Source organism: Hyphomonas sp. FCG-A18 (assembly GCF_045287255.1).
GTDB lineage: Bacteria > Pseudomonadota > Alphaproteobacteria > Caulobacterales > Hyphomonadaceae > Henriciella.
The window spans coordinates 1,035,421-1,054,016 of sequence record NZ_CP137142.1; the positions used below are offsets into that span (position 1 = coordinate 1,035,421).

Annotated in this window: 19 protein-coding genes; 16 read left to right on the top strand and 3 right to left on the bottom strand. The window is 55.1% G+C overall.

What is annotated here, in order from left to right:
• Window positions 1-30 precede the first annotated feature (30 nt).
• The 4 genes from RYZ27_RS05105 to RYZ27_RS05120 all read left to right on the top strand — a co-directional run bounded on the left by RYZ27_RS05105 (window position 31) and on the right by RYZ27_RS05120 (window position 5,132).
• Complete coding sequence (locus tag RYZ27_RS05105; protein ID WP_406681288.1) at window positions 31-531, top strand: S26 family signal peptidase; 501 nt, start codon at window positions 31-33, stop codon at window positions 529-531.
• Between the two features lie 217 nt (window positions 532-748).
• Window positions 749-2,677 carry a DUF3363 domain-containing protein gene (locus RYZ27_RS05110; RefSeq protein ID WP_406681289.1) on the top strand — a complete coding sequence of 643 codons (1,929 nt, stop codon included), beginning with the start codon at window positions 749-751 and terminating at the stop codon, window positions 2,675-2,677.
• Between the two features lie 117 nt (window positions 2,678-2,794).
• The gene (locus RYZ27_RS05115; RefSeq protein WP_406681290.1) at window positions 2,795-4,756 is read left to right on the top strand and encodes a conjugal transfer protein TraG; all 1,962 of its coding nucleotides are present in this window, start codon (window positions 2,795-2,797) and stop codon (window positions 4,754-4,756) included.
• A 4-nt stretch (window positions 4,757-4,760) separates the two neighbouring features.
• Window positions 4,761-5,132, top strand: coding sequence for a hypothetical protein (locus tag RYZ27_RS05120; protein WP_406681291.1), 372 nt, complete (start codon window positions 4,761-4,763; stop codon window positions 5,130-5,132).
• 35 nt (window positions 5,133-5,167) lie between these two features.
• On the opposite strand, the gene RYZ27_RS05125 is transcribed toward RYZ27_RS05120, so the two are convergent.
• Window positions 5,168-5,839, bottom strand: coding sequence for a lysostaphin resistance A-like protein (locus RYZ27_RS05125; protein ID WP_406681292.1), 672 nt, complete (start codon window positions 5,837-5,839; stop codon window positions 5,168-5,170).
• 455 nt (window positions 5,840-6,294) lie between these two features.
• Here RYZ27_RS05125 and RYZ27_RS05130 point away from each other — a divergent pair, with 455 nt between their 5' ends.
• The 9 genes from RYZ27_RS05130 (at window position 6,295) to RYZ27_RS05170 (ending at window position 14,638) form a co-directional block, all read left to right on the top strand.
• On the top strand, window positions 6,295-7,806 hold the full coding sequence (locus RYZ27_RS05130; RefSeq protein ID WP_406681293.1) for an alpha/beta hydrolase: 1,512 nt from the start codon (window positions 6,295-6,297) through the stop codon (window positions 7,804-7,806).
• Window positions 7,807-7,941: 135 nt separating this feature from the next.
• A complete protein-coding gene (locus tag RYZ27_RS05135) occupies window positions 7,942-8,952 on the top strand; it encodes an AraC family transcriptional regulator ligand-binding domain-containing protein (protein ID WP_406681294.1) in 1,011 nt (336 codons plus the stop codon).
• A gap of 104 nt (window positions 8,953-9,056) precedes the next feature.
• Entirely contained in the window at window positions 9,057-9,902 is an 846-nt protein-coding gene (locus RYZ27_RS05140; protein ID WP_406681295.1) for an NAD(P)H-binding protein, read from the top strand.
• A gap of 86 nt (window positions 9,903-9,988) precedes the next feature.
• Window positions 9,989-10,492, top strand: coding sequence for a DUF1772 domain-containing protein (locus RYZ27_RS05145; protein WP_406681296.1), 504 nt, complete (start codon window positions 9,989-9,991; stop codon window positions 10,490-10,492).
• A 44-nt stretch (window positions 10,493-10,536) separates the two neighbouring features.
• On the top strand, window positions 10,537-11,532 hold the full coding sequence (locus tag RYZ27_RS05150; protein WP_406681297.1) for a hypothetical protein: 996 nt from the start codon (window positions 10,537-10,539) through the stop codon (window positions 11,530-11,532).
• Window positions 11,525-12,787 (top strand): serine hydrolase domain-containing protein, encoded by a 1,263-nt coding sequence (locus tag RYZ27_RS05155; protein ID WP_406681298.1) that lies wholly within the window; start codon window positions 11,525-11,527, stop codon window positions 12,785-12,787. The genes RYZ27_RS05150 and RYZ27_RS05155 overlap by 8 nt, the downstream gene beginning before the upstream one ends.
• Window positions 12,788-12,928: 141 nt before the next feature.
• Window positions 12,929-13,351: a DoxX family protein gene (locus RYZ27_RS05160; protein WP_406681299.1), complete on the top strand. Its 423-nt coding sequence runs from the start codon at window positions 12,929-12,931 to the stop codon at window positions 13,349-13,351.
• A 39-nt stretch (window positions 13,352-13,390) separates the two neighbouring features.
• Window positions 13,391-13,762, top strand: a complete 372-nt coding sequence (locus tag RYZ27_RS05165; protein ID WP_406681300.1) for a nuclear transport factor 2 family protein — start codon at window positions 13,391-13,393, stop codon at window positions 13,760-13,762.
• A 75-nt stretch (window positions 13,763-13,837) separates the two neighbouring features.
• Entirely contained in the window at window positions 13,838-14,638 is an 801-nt protein-coding gene (locus RYZ27_RS05170; RefSeq protein ID WP_406681301.1) for a DODA-type extradiol aromatic ring-opening family dioxygenase, read from the top strand.
• Between the two features lie 36 nt (window positions 14,639-14,674).
• Here the strand turns inward: RYZ27_RS05170 and RYZ27_RS05175 are convergent, their stop codons facing one another.
• Window positions 14,675-15,598, bottom strand: coding sequence for a LysR substrate-binding domain-containing protein (locus RYZ27_RS05175; RefSeq protein ID WP_406681302.1), 924 nt, complete (start codon window positions 15,596-15,598; stop codon window positions 14,675-14,677).
• A 93-nt stretch (window positions 15,599-15,691) separates the two neighbouring features.
• Between RYZ27_RS05175 and RYZ27_RS05180 the strand changes: the two genes are divergently transcribed.
• Genes RYZ27_RS05180 through RYZ27_RS05190 form a run of 3 tightly spaced genes read left to right on the top strand, consistent with a single transcriptional unit; the run spans window position 15,692 to window position 17,882 of the window.
• Window positions 15,692-16,297: a helix-turn-helix transcriptional regulator gene (locus tag RYZ27_RS05180; RefSeq protein WP_406681303.1), complete on the top strand. Its 606-nt coding sequence runs from the start codon at window positions 15,692-15,694 to the stop codon at window positions 16,295-16,297.
• Window positions 16,298-16,321: 24 nt separating this feature from the next.
• Window positions 16,322-17,203 carry a pirin family protein gene (locus RYZ27_RS05185; RefSeq protein ID WP_406681304.1) on the top strand — a complete coding sequence of 294 codons (882 nt, stop codon included), beginning with the start codon at window positions 16,322-16,324 and terminating at the stop codon, window positions 17,201-17,203.
• A 40-nt stretch (window positions 17,204-17,243) separates the two neighbouring features.
• A complete protein-coding gene (locus tag RYZ27_RS05190; RefSeq protein ID WP_406681305.1) occupies window positions 17,244-17,882 on the top strand; it encodes an isochorismatase family protein in 639 nt (212 codons plus the stop codon).
• A 332-nt stretch (window positions 17,883-18,214) separates the two neighbouring features.
• Here RYZ27_RS05190 and RYZ27_RS05195 read toward each other — a convergent pair whose 3' ends face one another.
• The gene (locus tag RYZ27_RS05195; RefSeq protein WP_406681306.1) at window positions 18,215-18,592 is read right to left on the bottom strand and encodes a nuclear transport factor 2 family protein; all 378 of its coding nucleotides are present in this window, start codon (window positions 18,590-18,592) and stop codon (window positions 18,215-18,217) included.
• Window positions 18,593-18,596 lie beyond the last annotated feature (4 nt).

The window sequence follows — 18,596 nt, forward strand, 5'->3', positions numbered from 1 at the left end:
GTCGACGTCTGAACGTTTGCGTGATCCAAAATGAAAAAGCTCAGTTTCTGGCTGACACTATCGGGCATCTCTCTTGTGGTTTTCGGATCGATTTTTGATCCGCTGGATCGCCTGATCTGGAACCGGACAGCAAGTGCGCCAACAGGATTGTACTGGCTGAGCGACGATCCATTTACCCATGGCCGATGGGTCGTCGTCTCGAGCCAGAGCGCTGTTGCCGAGTGGGCGCAGACACGCGGATATGTCGGAAAAGACTGGCCACTACTGAAGCAGATTGCAGGTATGCCAGGCGATGAAATCTGCCGGATTGGCAACGAAATTCTGATCAATGATCAGCCTGCCGCGATCGCAAAAGAGCGCAGCTCAAACGGACGAAACCTGCCCGTATGGAGCGGCTGCCGCGTGCTCCAGGCTGATGAAATTTTCCTGCTGACGTCGCACCCGGCGTCGCTGGATGGCCGATATTTCGGCCCCATCAAACAGACAGACCTGGATGGCGTCGCCATCCCCCTCATGACATCTGATGACTGAAAGACTGCAAGCGGATGCAAAGCGATAGAAGCGCATGCAAGGACAGGATAAGCGAACCCGGTAGGGCAAGATTGAAGCTATGGCACCACATGGCGCCTAACCCCTTGTCTGCACATCTGTTTTTTGGCGCCCTTTGCACAGCATTGTGGTGCACGGGACTTCAGGAAAGCCCTGGTTTTACTGAGACTTGCATGGTGCACGGACAAAGAGCGACGCAATGAGCGACGACAAACCGTTCACACCGCGACTCGGAAATATCCGCGACCAGGGTGGACCTGCAGGCAAGCGCTTATCACGCCAGCTGAACAAGGCGGGAGGCAGGCTTTCAAAAGGCCCTCGAAAATCTGCCTTTACGGGTGCTCGTTATGGCACGGGCGGCGCGGCGCGGACAGGTGGTTCCAGGCATCGGCATTTATCGCGGGCTCAGATGCGCCGCGTCATTGTCAAAGTGCATATCGCAAGAGCGCGCGGTGCAGGCCCCGGATTGTTCCGCGCCCATGTCAGCTATCTGCAGCGCGACGGTGTCGACCGCGAAGGCGAAGGCGGCATTCTCTATGACCGCGATCAGGAGGGGATCAGCCCCCGCGACTTTCTGGAGCGCAGCACCCATGACCGACACCAGTTTCGGATTATCGTCTCGCCTGAAGATGGCGCGCGCATGGGCGATCTCAAACAGGCGACGCGTGAGCTGATGGCAAGAATGGAACGCGATACCGGGCGGCGGCTCGACTGGGTCGCTGTCGATCACCACAATACCGGCCATCCGCACACCCATATTGTCGTGCGTGGCCGCGACGCCCGCATGAGGGATGTCGTCATCGCCCGCGACTATCTCACAAAGGGCCTCCGAGAAGCCGCAGAAGAGCTTGCCACCCAAAGGCTCGGACCAAGACGCACGCTGGAGATTGCCAGTGCGCGCCAGAAACAGGTCGATCAGGATCGCTGGACCGGACTTGATCGCGAGATCGAAACCCGGCTCGAACAGGGAAGGTTTGTACCGCGCCATGCAAACACAAGCAGTGAACGGTTTGACCGGTCAGTTAGGATCGCACGTGTCCGCCATCTCGAATCCCTTGGTCTCGCAGAAGCTGATGGCGCACTCTCATGGCGAATGAAAGAGGGCTGGCAGGCGCAGCTGGAACGCCAGGGGCGTCGCGGCGACATTATCCGAACCCTGGCGGCAGAGTTTGGTGAGCAGAATAAGGCCATTCGCTTTGCTCAGGACAGAGACGATAACGCACCACCCATAACCGGTATCGTAAAAGCCTATGGCCCGGAAGACGAGTTGCGCGATACGCGCTATTTGCTGGCTGAAGATTTCGACGGCGGCATCTGGCATGTGCCGTCTGCGGCAGTGGATGTTCATGCGCGGCCACCACAAGGCGCTGTTGTGGAGCTCACCCGCGCGAAAGCCATGGCCCGCGCCTCGGACACGGCGATCGCTCTGATTGCCGAGCAGACGGGCGGCATCTGGTCGGAAGACTTGCACGCCCATCATGATCCGGGATCAAAACCTGCGTACCGCCTGTCGCTGAAGCGGCGGCTTGAAGCCTTGCGACGCGCAGGCATTGGCGACCGTCTGGCCACCGGCGAATGGCATGTGGGTGAAGAGTTTCTGGAGCGCGCAGCTGAGTATGAGGCGCGGGCGTCAGGCGGCGTCAGATTGACCGTCCTGTCGTGGTTATCTCCGGAAGCGCAGATCGACCGCCTTGGAGACACCTGGATCGACTCGCTTTCAGAGCAGGATGCGGGACGTTCAAAGGCTACGCAGGACTTTAGGTCACGTCGTCAGGCCTGGCTTCGCGAGCAGGGCCATCTTGGCGCTGATCAAGTTGCACTTGGCGAAGAACAGAAGGCGAGGCTGCGAGCCCTGGAATTCAAACGTGAAAGCGAGGCTATTGCGACGCGCTCGAGCCGAGCGGCGGTGCAGCTCTCTCGCGGGGAGCGCTTTGACGGGAAGCTGGAAGGCCATGTGGATCTGGCGGCTGGGCGCATGGCGATCATTGGCAATGCAAAGGAATTTGCACTCGTCCCATGGCGCAGCGCGCTCGGGCGGCAAATGGGCCGGGAGCTGACGATCAAACGCACCGCATCAGGCATTGGCTGGAGCCTCGATATGGGACGTTCCAGAGGACTGTCGCGCTAGGGGTTTTGGATGGCTTTGCAGAGGCTTGTGTGCATTGGCGCAGAATCCCGCTGGTCGGCGCGGGGCGCAAGCGATCATTCTTGGAGAACGACAAATTGCTCTTTCAAGGAGACCGCCATGACCGGCACAAAGATACTTATTGGCCAGATCATGGTGGTGTTCGCGCTTATCATTGGCGCGGTCTGGCTCGCTACGCAAATGACCGCCGAAGCGCTTGGGTTTCAGGCCGCGCTTGGCGCGCCCTGGTTCATGGCAGGCGAGACACCCATCTATAAACCCTGGCGGCTCTTCCAGTGGTGGTATGCCTATGAGGCATATGCGCCGGAAGTCTTTGCGCGCGGCGGAGTGATCGCTGTCTCCGGCTCAGCGCTTGGCTTTCTGGCAGCAATCATTGGGTCTGTCCTGCGAAGTCGCCACGAGCGTCATGTCACGACCTATGGATCAGCGCGCTGGGCGAGCACATCGGACCTGAAGCGCGCTGGATTGTTTGCGGATAGCGGCGTGTTTCTGGGGCGCGGGCAGAAACGCTATCTTCGCCATGACGGGCCTGAACATGTCATGGCCTTTGCGCCGACGCGGTCTGGTAAAGGTGTGGGGCTTGTGGTGCCGACGCTATTGTCCTGGACCGGCAGCGCCGTCATTCATGACATCAAGGGCGAGAATTGGGAGCTGACTTCAGGCTGGCGGTCCGGCTTTTCCCGTTGCGTGCGGTTTGATCCGACCGATCAACGTTCCCCGAAATACAATCCGCTCATGGCCGTGCGCCAAGGCGGGCACGAGGTGCGGGACGTTCAGAACATTGCCGACATTCTCGTTGATCCAGAAGGCTCGCTCGAACGCCGAAACCATTGGGAAAAGACCGGACATGCCTTGCTGGTGGGTGTCATACTGCACGTGCTTTATGCCGAAGCAGACAAGACACTCAGCGGCTGCGTGCGATTTCTGTCTGATCCTAAACGCTCATTCGCCGTCACACTCCGCACCATGATGACAACACCTCATCTCGGCGAGAAGGGCGTTCATCCGATCGTCGCGCAGGCCGCGCGCGAGCTTCTGAACAAATCCGAGAATGAGCGCTCCGGCGTGCTGTCGACCGCCATGAGTTTTCTGTCGCTGTATCGTGATCCGGTGATTGCAGACGTCACAAGCCGGTCCGATTGGCGCATTGAGGATCTGGTGGAAGGGGAGAGCCCGTTCTCGCTCTATCTGGTCGTACCGCCCTCTGATCTGTCACGGACGAAACCGCTTATTCGTCTGATCCTGAACCAGATCGGACGCAGATTGACAGAAGACCTGCCCGAGAAAGACCGGCGAAAACTGCTCTTCATGCTGGATGAGTTTCCGGCACTCGGACGGCTCGACTTCTTTGAAAGCGCGCTCGCCTTCATGGCAGGCTACGGTATTCGGGTCTATCTGATCGCCCAGTCGCTCAACCAGATCGAAAAAGCCTACGGGCCGAACAATTCGATCCTCGACAATTGCCATGTGCGCATCGCCTTTGCGACCAATGATGAGCGCACCGCCAAACGCGTGTCGGACGCCCTCGGCACAACAACTGAGCTCCGCTCCCAGAAAAACTATACCGGCCATCGGCTTGCGCCCTGGCTCTCTCATATGATGGTCTCGCGACAGGAAACCCAGCGCGCTTTGATAACACCGGGCGAGGTGATGCAGCTCAGCGCTAGCGATGAAATTGTCATGGTCTCCGGTGCGCCGCCCGTGCTCGCCAGGAAGCTGCGATATTTCGAGGATGGGAATTTTACGAAGCGCGTATTGTCACCAGCGCCCGTCGAATGGGACGATGTCGCTTATGAGGCAGCATGGACATCCATCGTTGCTGCGCCGCCGTTCAAGGAGCCGGAGGCTAAGCGTAGGGAACAACCTGATAGTGTGTCGCTGAAACGGACGCGAGAACCTGAGCATACGAATGATGATCCGCCTGAAAAACGCACTGCCGAGCCAAGCGTTGATGCCGACATCGACGATGAAGTTGATCCGATTAGCCATCAAAACCTCGAAACCGTAAGACGTGCCGTTGCGGCAGATCGCGGCGATCCTGACATCCTTCCGGGATTCTGAGCCAATGGGAAAGCCGCGTGTGAATCTCCGTATTTCGACCAAGCTCTATGCGCAACTGTGTGAGGCTGCAGAAAAGCCGGGCGTGACCAAGACGGCGATCGTCGAAGATGCGCTGCGAGCGTGGTTTGATCCGGAAGCGCGTTCCGTGCTGGAGGAACGGCTGCTTGCCCGCATGGACGTCTTTGATCAGCATCAGGCGGACATGGAAAAGGATCTTGCCTACACCTATGCCACGCTGTCACATTTCGTGTACTATTGGCTCACTCGGACCGAGCCTATTCCGGAAGGTGAGCGGGATATCGCGCATTCGCTGGGGCAAAAGCGGCTTGAGTATTTTAATGAGCAGGTGCGCCGGAAAGTGTTCGACGGTGGGTAATTAATCCAGTTTGAAAACAATCCGGTGTCACGCGGTCATGCATCGACTCCCAGATATTGAAGCGTGAATAGCAGAGAGTTCACACTCGCATGCGCAATCATCAGGGGCCAAAGATTGCGCTTATATGCCAGGAAAAGGCAGCCAAGAACGAGTCCGATCATGCCGGTTGTGACGAGACCGCGAACCCCCATGTAATACATATGCCCAGCCCCAAAAATTAGGGCGGGAATGAGGATGCTGAACACGGTAGCAATTCTGCTTTTTCCGAACACATCTGTCAGCGTGTTGATCATGAATCCGCGGAAAAACAGTTCCTCAGCTGGTCCAGCCACCCAAAGGATTGTCAACCAAAACAGAAACAGAGATGTGTTCCCAGCCACGTCTCCAAATCTCGAAGCCGCACCGGCATGGTTCGGTTCCATGAATGCCAGTCCGGATGCCTCACCAATCAGTGAGACGACGACTCCTGTTGCGAGGATCAAAATAAAAGCGATCAACGTTTGAACAGGCAGTAGCCAGTAACTCTTGGCGGTTTTTAGTCGGACAAGTCCAATCCGTGAACGGCTAATTCGTCGGTGGTTCAGGTATGCGGTCAGACAGATCAAGACGATAATCAAGGATATCGGTCCTGCATATTGCCAAATCGTGAGATCGAGGACGGCTTTCAATACAAGCGCGAAGACGGTGAAACCAAGAAACTCAGCCACGCTAGGTCTTTGTAGAAAAGAGTACATTTGACAGATCCGTTCAGTCAGATTTTTTAGAGAAACTTTGTAGGATGTGCGGCGGCGCGCTTCTGGTTGCTCCGCATAAAGCGTATGATGGACAGTCGGGTGGGCCTCTTAATTGGAACCGCAATCCTGCGATCAAAGGATTTTGCATGGGGTTGTACTCCGCACTTGTTCGCACAGGGCGACAGATAAGAAGACCGCTTCTTCCAATCTTGGCAGGTTGCGTCAGACTTTTGATCAATCACGACAAATACGATGGATGCGTGGGTTGGGAGAGCTGGTAGCTTGATGATCAACTCTGCTTGGACCTTCTCGTCCTTACAAAGCGGCACGTTATGACGCCTAAAGCCAAAACTTTGGCGTCTTCGGGCAAGAGCCTCTGCAGTTCATTGGTTAGCTATGAATGGAGTTTCAAATGCCCGGAGATTTCCATGAACAACTCAATTGCCAAAAACACCGATCAGCGTACGAGCTTTTCCTGTACGAAAATTTTATCCGTATTGGCGGTTACGCTAAGCGTCGCTGGATGTGCCGTTAGCCCGGCTGAATCTAGCGATGGCCCTGAGTATGAAGTCACCTATTCTCAGCTGGACGTTCGTGGCGTCGGTGCAATTGAGGGAAAAGAATACACGATCATGGTGCCCGAGAATCGTGCCCACAAAGACAGCCGCTTGATCGCATTGCGTTTTGTCGTTCTGCAGGCGATGCAGCCCTCTGCACTTCCTCCGGTGGTTTATCTGGCGGGCGGGCCCGGGGGCTCTGCAACGGGTGCGGCTCAAAGTCCGCGCTGGCCGCTCTTTGATGCCTTACGGCAAAACCGGGATGTTATCTTGCTCGACCAACGTGGAACCGGCCTATCCGATGCGCCGCCCGATTGCATAAGCTCGATTGGCTGGTCCGAAGAGGATGTGACAGACCGCGACACCTTCATTGCCAAGCATCAGATGGCATTTCGAGAATGTCGGGATTTCTGGCAGGAAGAGGGCGTTGACTTGAGCGGATATACGACCTTGGAGAGCACTCATGATCTCGCGGCGATATCCAAAGCGCTTGATACCCCACTGAGCTTGCTGGGCATCAGCTATGGCACACATCTTGGGCTCGCCACGATGGATGAACATCCAGAAATTATCGATCGCGTGGTGCTCGTCAGTGTTGAAGGGCTTGATCAGACTGTAAAACTCCCGGCACGGACTGATGCCTATTTTGAACGACTACAGTCTGCGCTGAACCAAGGTGCCGCCGATCAGGACTTCCCACCGTATCCTGACCTTGCTGAGGCTCTTCGCATCGGTCTTGAACGGATAGAGCGCGATCGCCCTGTTATTGATGTTTTTGTCGCGCGAAACCAACCGCCCGTAAAACGTACGCTTGGGGCATTTGCGGTGCAGCGCGCTATCTCCTTCGCATTGTCCGATCCGGATCGTGCAACAGATGTGGCAAACGGGATACTCGCTATGGCCGCTGAAACCCCCGACTACTCATTGATGGCCCGTTTCGGTTTTCTAATGCCAGACCAGATCGAGCTGCGAGCGATGCCGACCATCATGGATATGGCGTCAGGGATTTCTCCGGAACGGAATGCCCTAGTGTCCGGACAGTCGCCAGTGGCGCTTCTTGGAGATGCTCCGAACTTCCCGATGCCACATCTCGCCAATGAGTCCGGGAGTTTTCGTTTGCCTGACGAATTTCGCGAAACGCCGTCAAGCGATGTTCCAACGCTTGTGCTTTCAGGCACGCTTGATGCCAGAACCTATCCCGAAGCTGCACTGGAGGCGACCGCAGGGCTGACCGAGCGAACCATGATCACGGTGGAAAACGGCGGTCATAATCTTTTCTTTGATCATCCCGATATCGTTCCCGATATTATTATGTTCCTCGCGGGTGAAAATCTTGAAGATAAAGTATTGATTGCTGACCTTCCTAAAGCGTCTAGAAAATAGTCCAAAACGCCATAAGGTGTATTCTTGTAAATAACTGACCCCACGCCCTGGTTTCAGTGTGTGGGGTCAATTGAATTTCTAGCGCCAGAAAACCAGGCCTCCCATAGAGGCTCAATTTTCTGTAGAACTGGCCTTATGAGCCAGATTACCTCTCTTTACGTGCACAAGGTCCTCAGCCATGCCAGCATTGGCGTTGAGACGCGTGACCTTTTGGAGGGTATTGGCATGAGCCCAGATGCGCCTGTCGACCCCAAGCTGATGGTGCCTGCGAACCAGTTTTATGACTTTTTCGCGACGCTCGCAGCCCGTGATCCCGACGGCCTGACGCTGCCCCTTCGCATTGGCGCGACCATGAAAAGCGACGAGTATGGCGCTTTCGGCCTGGCCTGGAAATCTGCACCTGATCTGCGTGGATCATTTGCGAGATCAGAGCGCTATGGCCATGTCCTGGGCAGCGCCGAAACCTATTCCCTCGAGCAAAGCAATGATGGCTGGTTCTTCAGTCTCGACAAAGCTGGCGATGGCCGTCTCGGCATGTTGCTTTCGAACGAGGCGAGCATGTCGGCTGTGGATGTGATTAGCAAGGAAGTCAGTACTGCGCGCTTTATGCCCCTAGCCGTATACTTCAAGCACGCCTCACGCGGTGACATCTCTGTATACGAAGAGCACTTTGGATGTCCCGTCTATTTTGAAACGGATCGCGACGCGCTTCTGGTCAGTCAAGACAGCATGGACGCTCCCAATAGGCTGGGGGATGAGACCATTGCCAGCTTCTTTGACCGCCACCTTGAGCAGGAACTTGCGGCGCTCACCAATGATGAGGGGCTGGAGCAAAATGTTCGGCGCGCGGTGGCAAATGTTCTGAGCGAAGGTGTGCCAACCCTATCGTCGATCGCATCTGAATTAGGGATCGGTCCACGGACTCTCCAAAGACGCCTCTCAGAAAACGGCCACTCTTTCCAGAGCGTTGTTGATAGTGCGAGGCATGATCTCGCTCGGCAACTGCTAAGGGAAACAGAGTACAGCCTCGCCGAAGTCGCGTTTTTGACCGGGTTTTCAGAGCAGAGCGGATTTACCAGAGCTTTCAAGCGCTGGGCCGGGCAGACCCCTCGCTCATACAGACTGGACTCCAGCCCCGGCCAATAGCCGGAATTTGACGCGATCTGTCAAAACTCTGACATCTGCGAGCAAGAGCTCGCCGCGCATTTTTCTTAATTCTTGACTTGCAGATACTGAAAAGGAGCAAGTCAATGAACTTCCTGCGCAAAAAGAAAAACCTCACTCTTGTACTGGGCGGCACTGGAAAAACAGGACGCCGCGTCGCGGAACGCTTGAAATCCAAAGGACATGAGGTCCGTGTCGGATCACGCTCAGCGGTACCGTCTTTCGACTGGGACAATGAGAAAGGCTGGGATGCGGCGCTCAAAGATGTAACCGCAGTCTATATTACCTATGCCCCAGATCTTGCCATGCCCGGTGCACCAGATGCGATCCAGGCCTTTGTTGATCTTGCCAAGAGGCGCGGCGTAAAACGTCTGGTCCTCTTGTCAGGACGCGGCGAAGAAGAGGCGCAGGCTTGCGAACGAATTGTCCAGAGCGCGGGGCTCGAGTGGACGATTGTTCGGGCCAGCTGGTTCAATCAGAATTTCTCTGAAGGCGCCTTCATCGACATGGTGCTCGGTGGAACAATTACGCTGCCTGCCGGCGATCAAGTCGAGCCTTTTGTTGATGTCGACGATATCGCAGATGTCGCGGTCGCAGCCTTGAGCGAAGATCATCACAATGGTCAGATCTATGAAGTCACAGGCCCTCGATTGATGACGATTGCTGATGTTGCGGCGGACCTGTCCCGCGCGACCGGGCGTGAAATTAACTATGTAGACGTCCCGCACGAGGCTTTTGTGGGTGAGGTCGCCAATTCAGGCGCGCCCAAAGACGTTGTCTGGATGTTGGACTATCTTTTCTCCACCGTCCTCGACGGGCGCAATGCCTATCTCACCGATGGCGTTCAGCGCGCGCTTGGCCGTCCGCCCAAAGACTTTGCAGACTATGCACGCGATGTTGCTGCCACGGGTGCATGGAAGACGGCTGCATAAGGCGGCACCAGATGGTCGTCCCAGGGTGATCAATTCCCCTGGGGCGTTCATGCCAAAACTCACCAATCTAAGCAGGAAACCAACCCATGACCTATGAATGGACCCTCTACTTTTGCCTCTTCCTCGCGCTTTGGAGCGCAGTGATCGGAGGTGTATTCTCAGCCTTTTCTGAATTTGTGATGTCAGGACTGCTACGAACTGCTCCGGCTGGCGGCATCGAAGCGATGCAACACATCAACCGCACTGTGATCAAAACCCAGTTCGTCGCCGGAATTCTCTCCATTGCGCTGTTTTCAGTCCTGTTCGCGCTCTATAGCACAACGATCTTCGAGGGTGCTGCTCTGGTTACGCTGATCCTCGCACCGATTGTGTACCTGCCAATGGTCTTTTTCATGACCATTTTTGGCAATGTGCCAATGAACAACAAGCTTGAGCGTCTCGATCACACAACCTCGGAGGCGGAAGCCTATTGGGTGAAATATGGCCGCGACTGGACCCGCCTAAATCATATCCGGACGCTCGGCAGTGTGCTGACCGCGGGACTTTATATCATCGCTGCGATCACCCTCATCACCAGTGGGCAGGTGTAGTTATGGCCGCCACACACATCTTGCATAGGAGTCTGACGGGCTTTTTGAGCGCCCTAGTGCTCGCAATGAGCCCAATGGCTTTGGCGCAAAACGTCAATCCATCTGCTGCAACCATCGATACAACGGACGCAGATCGCTTTGCGACCTTGTTCGACGAAACCAACGGGGCGCCGACTGCCGCACAACTTGAAGCCGATTATCTGGCGAATGCTGGGCCGGGCCTGGCGTTGCTGGCGCAAACTCGCTTCCGAGGCGCGGAACACTTTGCTGCTGCAATCGAGGCGGATCCAGGAAAGTATGAGCGTGCCATCGGCGTTTGCCTGCCTCTGGCGAAATCGGCGCAAGGCGAACTGCGGGCTATCTACGCAAAGCTTCACGAGCTTCTGCCGGAATATGATCTGCCTCAAGTTCATGCAGTATTCGGCGCCGGGACATCAGCAGGCACCGCCGCTCCCGGTGTCCAGGTGCTTGGCCTTGAAGTCATTTGCGCTGCCAAAAACACCGAAGAAGAAATCAGGGAAACGTTCCGTTTCTTCTTTGCGCATGAAAGTGTCCATGCCTTCCAGGGCATGCCGAGTGAATATGTTTATGCGATAGATCCACTTCTTGTGGCGTCGATATACGAAGGTGTTGCAGATTATATCGCGATGACCGTAACCGGCCGTGTGCCGGACACAGAGCGTGACCGATGGGCGCGCGCGAATAGTGATATGCTCTGGTCTCAATATGCCGCCGACCGTGAGGTCCTCAGAAAAAGCGCTGAACGCGGAGAAACGCTTGCGACCCTGTCTCCGGAAGCCCGGGGCGCATTTAGACGGTGGCATTTCAATGCCGGGATCGCGCCGTCAGGTTGGCCCGATGAAGCTGGTTACTGGATAGGGCGTCAGATTGTAACCGCCTATGTGGAGCGATCCGCCAATAAGGGCTTGGCCATCCGCGAACTGCTGAACCTTCAGGACCCCATTGGGGTGCTTGAAGCATCGGGTCTTGCCAGCCGCCTAACCAATAAGCCGAATACCGAGGAGAAACCCAATGATTAGAGTATTGGTTCTGTCACTTGTAACGCTAAGCGCCGTCGTCGCGTGGAACATATCCGTCTTCTTCGCCACAAGTGAAGGATGGTTGAAGTCGCCGATTGTGAAGTCGGACTCGGCACCGGCATTTGCCGCCGCCGCAGAAGAGGCGGTCACCGATGAACACACCGGCAATCTTGGTATGATCTTGATAGAAGATGGTGAGGTCGCTGAGCGTTATTTCATGTCCACGGGTACGCCCGTCGATGGATCGTCTGTCTACCAGGTCGCGTCGCTCGGAAAATGGATCACCGCCTGGGGGGTCATGGTGCTGGTCGAAGAGGGAGCAATCGATCTCGATACGCCAATCTCTGAGTATCTCACCCGCTGGCAATTACCCGAGAGTGCGTTTGACCCTTCAGGTGTTACGGTTCGGCGCTTGCTCAGCCACACAGCCGGATTGACGGATGGTCTTGGCTATGACGGATTTGAACGCGCTGAGGAGGTTCAATCTCTTGTAGCGTCGTTGACGCGCGCACTTGACGCATCGCCCGGCAATTCAGGCGTGGTTGAGCTTGGCGCAGAACCCGGCAGCGAATGGAATTATTCCGGAGGCGGATACACGATCCTGCAATTGGTGATCGAGGAAGTCTCTGGTCAGTCTTTTGCAGAATTCATGTCCCAGCGCGTTTTTGTTCCACTCGGTATGGAGCGCAGCACCTTCAATCATGAAGAGGCGATTAGGCTTGGGCTTGCCCAGAACTTTAATCTGAATGGCGATACAGAACCTTTTCGCTGGTACACCGCCCTTGCCGCCACATCCCTGTTCACTTCAGCAGATGATCTCGCGCTTTTCATCAAGGCGCAGGCAACGCCGGAGGGGCAATCAGTTCTATCGGGTCAATCGCTTGAGTTAATTCGCACACCGCACGCATCGCAAATGGGTGCAGACATCTGGGGGCTCGGAGCCATGCTTTACGCCCAAAATAATGACGGCGGATACATCATTGGCCATGACGGAAATAATGGTCCAGCCATCAACACTGTGGCTCGCATTGATCCGGCGACCGGTGACGGGATTGTTATCCTCTCGACCGGTAGCGAGATGCTCGCCACCGAATTGGCCGGAGAGTGGGTGTTCTGGAAGACCGGCAATATCGATAGCCTAATGTTCCTGATGTCATTTGAAGCCATGCTTCTGTGGATGGGTGTTGGATCTCTAATCATCGTCATTCTCGCAATCGCCTTCGGCTGGCGAGGAAGAAGGCCAAGACTTCATTGATCAGTAGGCCGAGCATCCGAGGGCACTGCTGGGTCCGAAACTATGACGCGATCTGTCAATACTCCGTCGCTTGAAGGCAAGAATTGATCCGACGTTTTCCATATCTGTTGACCGGTACAATTGAGAAAGGAGTACATTCAAATGTTGGATAACATGGCTGTACCTTATGGTGTGTTTGTTTTGAGAGTGGCGCTTGGCGTCATGTTTCTCGCCCATGCGGGATTGAAAATCTTTGTCTTTACCCTGCCTGGAACAGTTGGATTTTTTGAATCGATCGGGCTGCCTGGAATAATGGCATATGCCACCATCTTCGCTGAGCTTGTCGGTGGCGTAGCGCTGCTTCTCGGTCTTTTCACGCGGCAAGTGGCGGTAGCACTTATCCCATTGCTCGCGGGGACAATCCTGTTCGTTCACGGGGCAAATGGTTGGGCCTTCGCCAACGAAGGCGGCGGCTGGGAATACCCCGCTTTTCTGATCGCTGCCTTAGTGGCGCAATCGCTACTTGGTAACGGGGCTTTTAGCCTTCGCTCCCCTCGCAACCAGCGCCGGGAAGCGTTGGCCTGAACACCAATCTCAGATTTTAACTCAAAAAAGGAATCCATTATGTTTGGAACAAAAATAAACTCGCAAACCATTGAAGCGCTTGATGCGGAACTCAATGAGGCCATTCTCAATGGAAAAGGGCTCGAAGCTTTCGAAAGCTACTATGCCGAAGATGTGGTGATGCAAGAAAACGATGCGGAGCCTACCATTGGGAAGTCAGCGAACCGCATTCGTGAACAAGAATTCTTCGGTGCCATCACAGACTTTCGCGGCGCAGAAGTGCTCGCAACTGGTTCAGGGGAGAATGTAACTTTTTCCCATTGGCACTTTGACTTCACGCACCGCGATTGGGGCGAGCGCAAATATCGTCAGGTCGCGGTCCGCACATGGAAAGACGGAAAGATTGTCCGTGAAGTATTTCATTACGGATAAACGTAACTTGACCGGATCTGGCGCGCGCCGCGCGCTAGATCCGGCGCAGCTATTGTACGAACGGAAGTTCTTCTCATGACTGAACACTCATCGCTCTTCATTTCTCATGGCGCGCCGGCGTTACTCGTTGAGGATAGCCCGGCCCGGCGCTATTTGAGTGGCGTAGGCAAGCAGATTGGCAGCCCAAGAGCCATTTTGGTGATATCTGCTCATCATTACAGTCACGGAAACAGCGTCGCTGTAACTTCAAGCGCGACGCCCGAAACAATCTATGATTTCTCTGGGTTTCCAGAGCCTCTCTACGAGATCGCCTATCCAGCGCCAGGAGATCCCGAGCTTGCTTCCCAGGTTGTCGATCGTCTCAACAAGGCAGGTTTTACTGCGAGCGCTGATGCAAGCCGAGGTTTTGACCATGGTGCCTGGGTGCCTTTGCATTTGATGTACCCAGATGCCGACATTCCTGTCGTTCAGGTTTCAATCAACATGCAAATGTCGCCTCGATGGCATTACGATCTCGGGTTGGCGCTCGCGCCACTTCGTCAGGAAGGAATTCTGATCATCGGATCTGGAGGAGCAACGCACAATTTGCGTGAGTTTTTCAAGGGCGGCTATCATCTGGATGCGGAAAGTCCGGAATGGGTGACGACATTTGCGGACTGGCTTTCAGACCGAATAGGGGTTGGCGATGTCTCAGGGGTTCTGGATGCTGTCGAGTCCGGTCCTGATGGACATAAAAACCATCCCACGATGGATCATATTCTGCCGCTGTTCGTGGCTATGGGCGCGGGCGGTGAACAGGCGAAAGGAAGACGGATCCATAAGAGTTCGACCTATGGTGTGCTCGCTATGGACGCTTACGCTTTCAGCGAGCGTTGAGAAGGCTACGGAAAAGACCCTTGCGCGCCGCCATGGTTATTTCGAAGAAATCAACTCAGGCAATTTCCGGGTGATGTGCTCTGCAAAGGCGGTCACAGCAGGTGGTGTCCCGCGGCGAGATGGCTGCAAGAGGCTGAGCGTTGCTTCGCCGGATCTCCATTCCGGGAGAATGCTTACAAGGCGACCGATTTTGACGTCGTTCTCACACACATAGGCTGGAAGCGACACCACGCCTAAACCTGCTGCGCAGGCTTCCTTGAGCGTGACCATATCGTCACTGCTCAGTCTGGGAATGAATTGAATAAGTTTTGAATCTCCGTGGTTGTTATGCAGTTTCCATTGCCCGACATCGTTGCGCCATCCGAGACAAAGCCCGCTATGAACTTTCAAGTCGTCGGGGGCAGCTGGTTCGCCGAATTCTTCGGTGTAGCGAGGCGAGGCGAACAATCGCCAATCGACTTTTGCGACTCGCTTCTGGATGAGGCTAGAATCTGGCAGGTTCTCGACGTGCCCTCTGATCGCGAGGTCCAGGCCTGCGTCGATGAGATTGACAAGCTCATTTGTAACGAATTGTCCGATTTCGACCTTCGGGTGTTGGCGGAGGAAGTCTGAAACAAGTGCTTCCAGGGCAAACTGCGCGACGCCCGGTGAACAGGATATACGCACTTTCCCAGTCAACACTTCGCTTCGCTGCTTGATCGCAACTTCCGCCGCATGCACTTCCTCCATCACGGCCTTGGCGTGACGGAAAAATTCAATACCCGCATCAGTGATCGCAAACTGGCGCGAGGTTCGCTGGATAAGCCGAGCGCCTAGTCGCGCTTCCAGTTGCTGAATGTGACGACTGATCCGGGACTTCGGGATGCCAAGCGTGCGTCCCGCGGGCGCAAATCCCCGCTGCTCCACCACATGGAAGAAGTAGGCATAGTCGTTCAAATCGAATGTCGGATCCTGTAGCATGGTGCCATTTATAGAACGATAAGTCCTATGTACAGGAATTTCGCGCAGGTCGTTCCGATAGTATGTCCTTAACTCGAGAAGAGGAGAGGACGCATGTCGTACAGTTCATTGGCAATAGATCAGGATCATCACACCGCTGAACAGGCACTGTTCCTCGGAGAACTGAATGTCATTTGGGCGCGACCTGACGCATTCCCGTTTGACCACTCAATGTTTTCAGAACCATTCGGGCAAACCCCTGCAAGTCGGTCCCGGGCAGAAACAGGACGATCCATTGGTTCACGCTCGCGCATCGATTTGGCAGGTAGAGTCCGCCGTGCGGTCACCGACACGCTCAGCGAAGGCGTGCCCACACTTTCCGCTATCGCTTCGGAAATGGGGATCGGCCCCCGGACCTTGCAGCGGCATTTGTCCGCCAACGGACATTCGTTCCAGGGCATTGTTGATATGGCCCGTAAGGACCTTGCGCAGCGGCTATTACAGGAAACAGAACTTTGCCTGGCCGAAATCGCATTTTTGACGGGGTTCTCTGAGCAGAGCGGTTTCACCCGCGCATTCAAGCGCTGGGCAGGGCAAACCCCTCGTTCATACAGACTGGAAACGAGCTCGGTTCGGCAATCAGGACCTGACTCGATCGGTCCATACTCTGGCGTTTCCGAACAACAGAACGCTCCTCATTACTGCAATCAACTGACTTAACCAAACGAAAGAGAGGGAAGCCAAATGCCCTATGACTCATACAATGCACACGAACAATCGGTCCCTGTTGAATTGACAAAAGTTCAAGGGAAGCCATTTTCGATCGGCGCAGGGTTTGACGCGTTGAGTTTCACACACGCCATGTATGCGGGAGCAATGGATCCCCTGATCATGGTGGACCATTTCACTATGACAGCGCCCACATTTGGGCCTCATGCCCACGCGGGCCTGTCGGCTGTATCAATCCTGTTCGAGGATAGCGAAGGCATCTTCAACAACAAAGACAGCCTCGGTAACGACATCGATTTGTTGCCGGGGGACCTGTACTGGCTGAAGGCAGGACGCGGCGCTGTCCACGATGAAAAGCCACGAACGGGCGCACGCACTCACGCGCTGCAGGTCTTCGTAAATTTGCCAACGCGCATGAAGTATGACGCGCCAGACTCTCTTCATGTCAAATCAACCGACATGCCGGTGAGTGTCGGCGAAGGGTATCGCGCTCGCCTGGTACTTGGTGAAAGCCATGAGATAAAAGGCGCTAGCTCACCCGCACTCCCGATGACCATCTTGGATGTAAATCTGGAAGAGGGCGCTTCGTTCGCACATCAAGTTCCATCCGGACAATCTTCGTGGCTGTTGGGCATCGATGGTGCCATCGGTATCCGGAACGGCGATGCGACAGCATCTCTCAAATCCGGAGCGTCGGTATCGATCCGTGCTCAGGACCAAGCCCAGGATCTTATCATCTCCGGAAACACAAAAGCGCATTTCGTCATTCTTCAAGCTGAACCGTTGCGTGAACCATTTGTGCAGCGCGGCCCCTTCGCGATGACCACCGAAAAGGAAGTTGATGCCATGTTTGCTGCGCACGCCGCAGGCGAGCTTGGCTCACTCGACGACCTTTAATTCGAATTCCAGCCTCTCAACCAATCAAAAGGAGTGAACCATGACCACGACGCATTACAACCCCGAACCTTTGACAGCGGATAACGCAGCCCTTGTACTGATAGATCATCAAGTGGGGCTCATGACGGGCATTCGGGATTTCTCGATTGCCGAGCTAAAGCATAATGTGGTTGGCCTCGCTAAGGCTGCGAGTGCCCTCGAAATCCCAATTGTAACCACCACCACATCGGCAGAGACGCTTTGGGGGCCTGCCTTCCCAGAGCTGCAAGCGGCTCTTCCTGATCAAACATTCATCGATCGCACCACCGTCAACGCCTGGGACGATCCTCGCGTCGAGGCAGCGATACGTGCGACAGGACGCAAGAAACTGATCTTCGCAGGAATCTCCCTTGAAGTCTGCGCCGCTTTCCCGGCGATGCGGGCCGTGAGAGAAGGCTTCGAGGCCTACGTGGCGGTGGATGCGAGTGGCAATTTCAATTCCACCAAACGGGAAACCGGGATGGCGCGCCTCGTTCAGAGCGGCGTTGTGATCGCAGACGGGGCTAGCCTCATGATCGAAATTCTTGCTGATAATGCTTCACCAAAAGCCATGGAAGTCTACTCAGCACTCGCCATGGATTGGTCGATCTTGGTTGGCCAGGTCCGAACCAGTGCCATTGAGCAGGCAGCTTCAAGCTAGCCTTTCGAGGTGCGTGGAGGGGGCAGGGGCAATCCAGTCCCCTCACAGTTCCATATCAACGAAAAACCAGGATACCAGAAATGCCTTCTACACCGGACGATCCGATCGAACCGTGCAGGCCGTTGCCAAGACATAAGATAGCAGTACTCACTTTTATCGGTCTGTTGCCGCCTGTTTACATTGTTCCGCAATTGCTTTCGAGCTTATTCCCGGATCAGCTTCTCGTCGTCACTATCATCGCGGTAGGAGTTATCGTCATTTTGATGAATTACGCGATAATGCCGGTATTAAAGCGGCTGTTCGGACGATGGCTTCATTAGTCGACGGTAAACTCAAAGCTGTGATATATCGACGAAAACTCTGTAGTCTGCAATTTTGCCATCGTATAGGTCGAGATGCGCAGCAAATGGGACTTCGATTTCGGTAAGGTCATTGCGGGTGTAGTGCACATTGCCGTCGCACAGCGCTGTGTCACCGTTTGACCAAATACCCGTGATCGTGTGCCGCATCGCTTTGATCGTTGAGAAGAACGCCTCATTCGCTGCCTTGACCTGCTCGCGTCCGTTTAGGGCTTCGTGATTGCCAAGTTGAAAGCGCACATCATCTGTGACTTGGTCGACAACGCCTTCGGCGTCCAAGCTGTCCACAGCATTGTAAAGAGCTGTAATCAGCGGCGTATGTTCGGTTTTTTGTTGAGTTAGAATCTGCATGGGA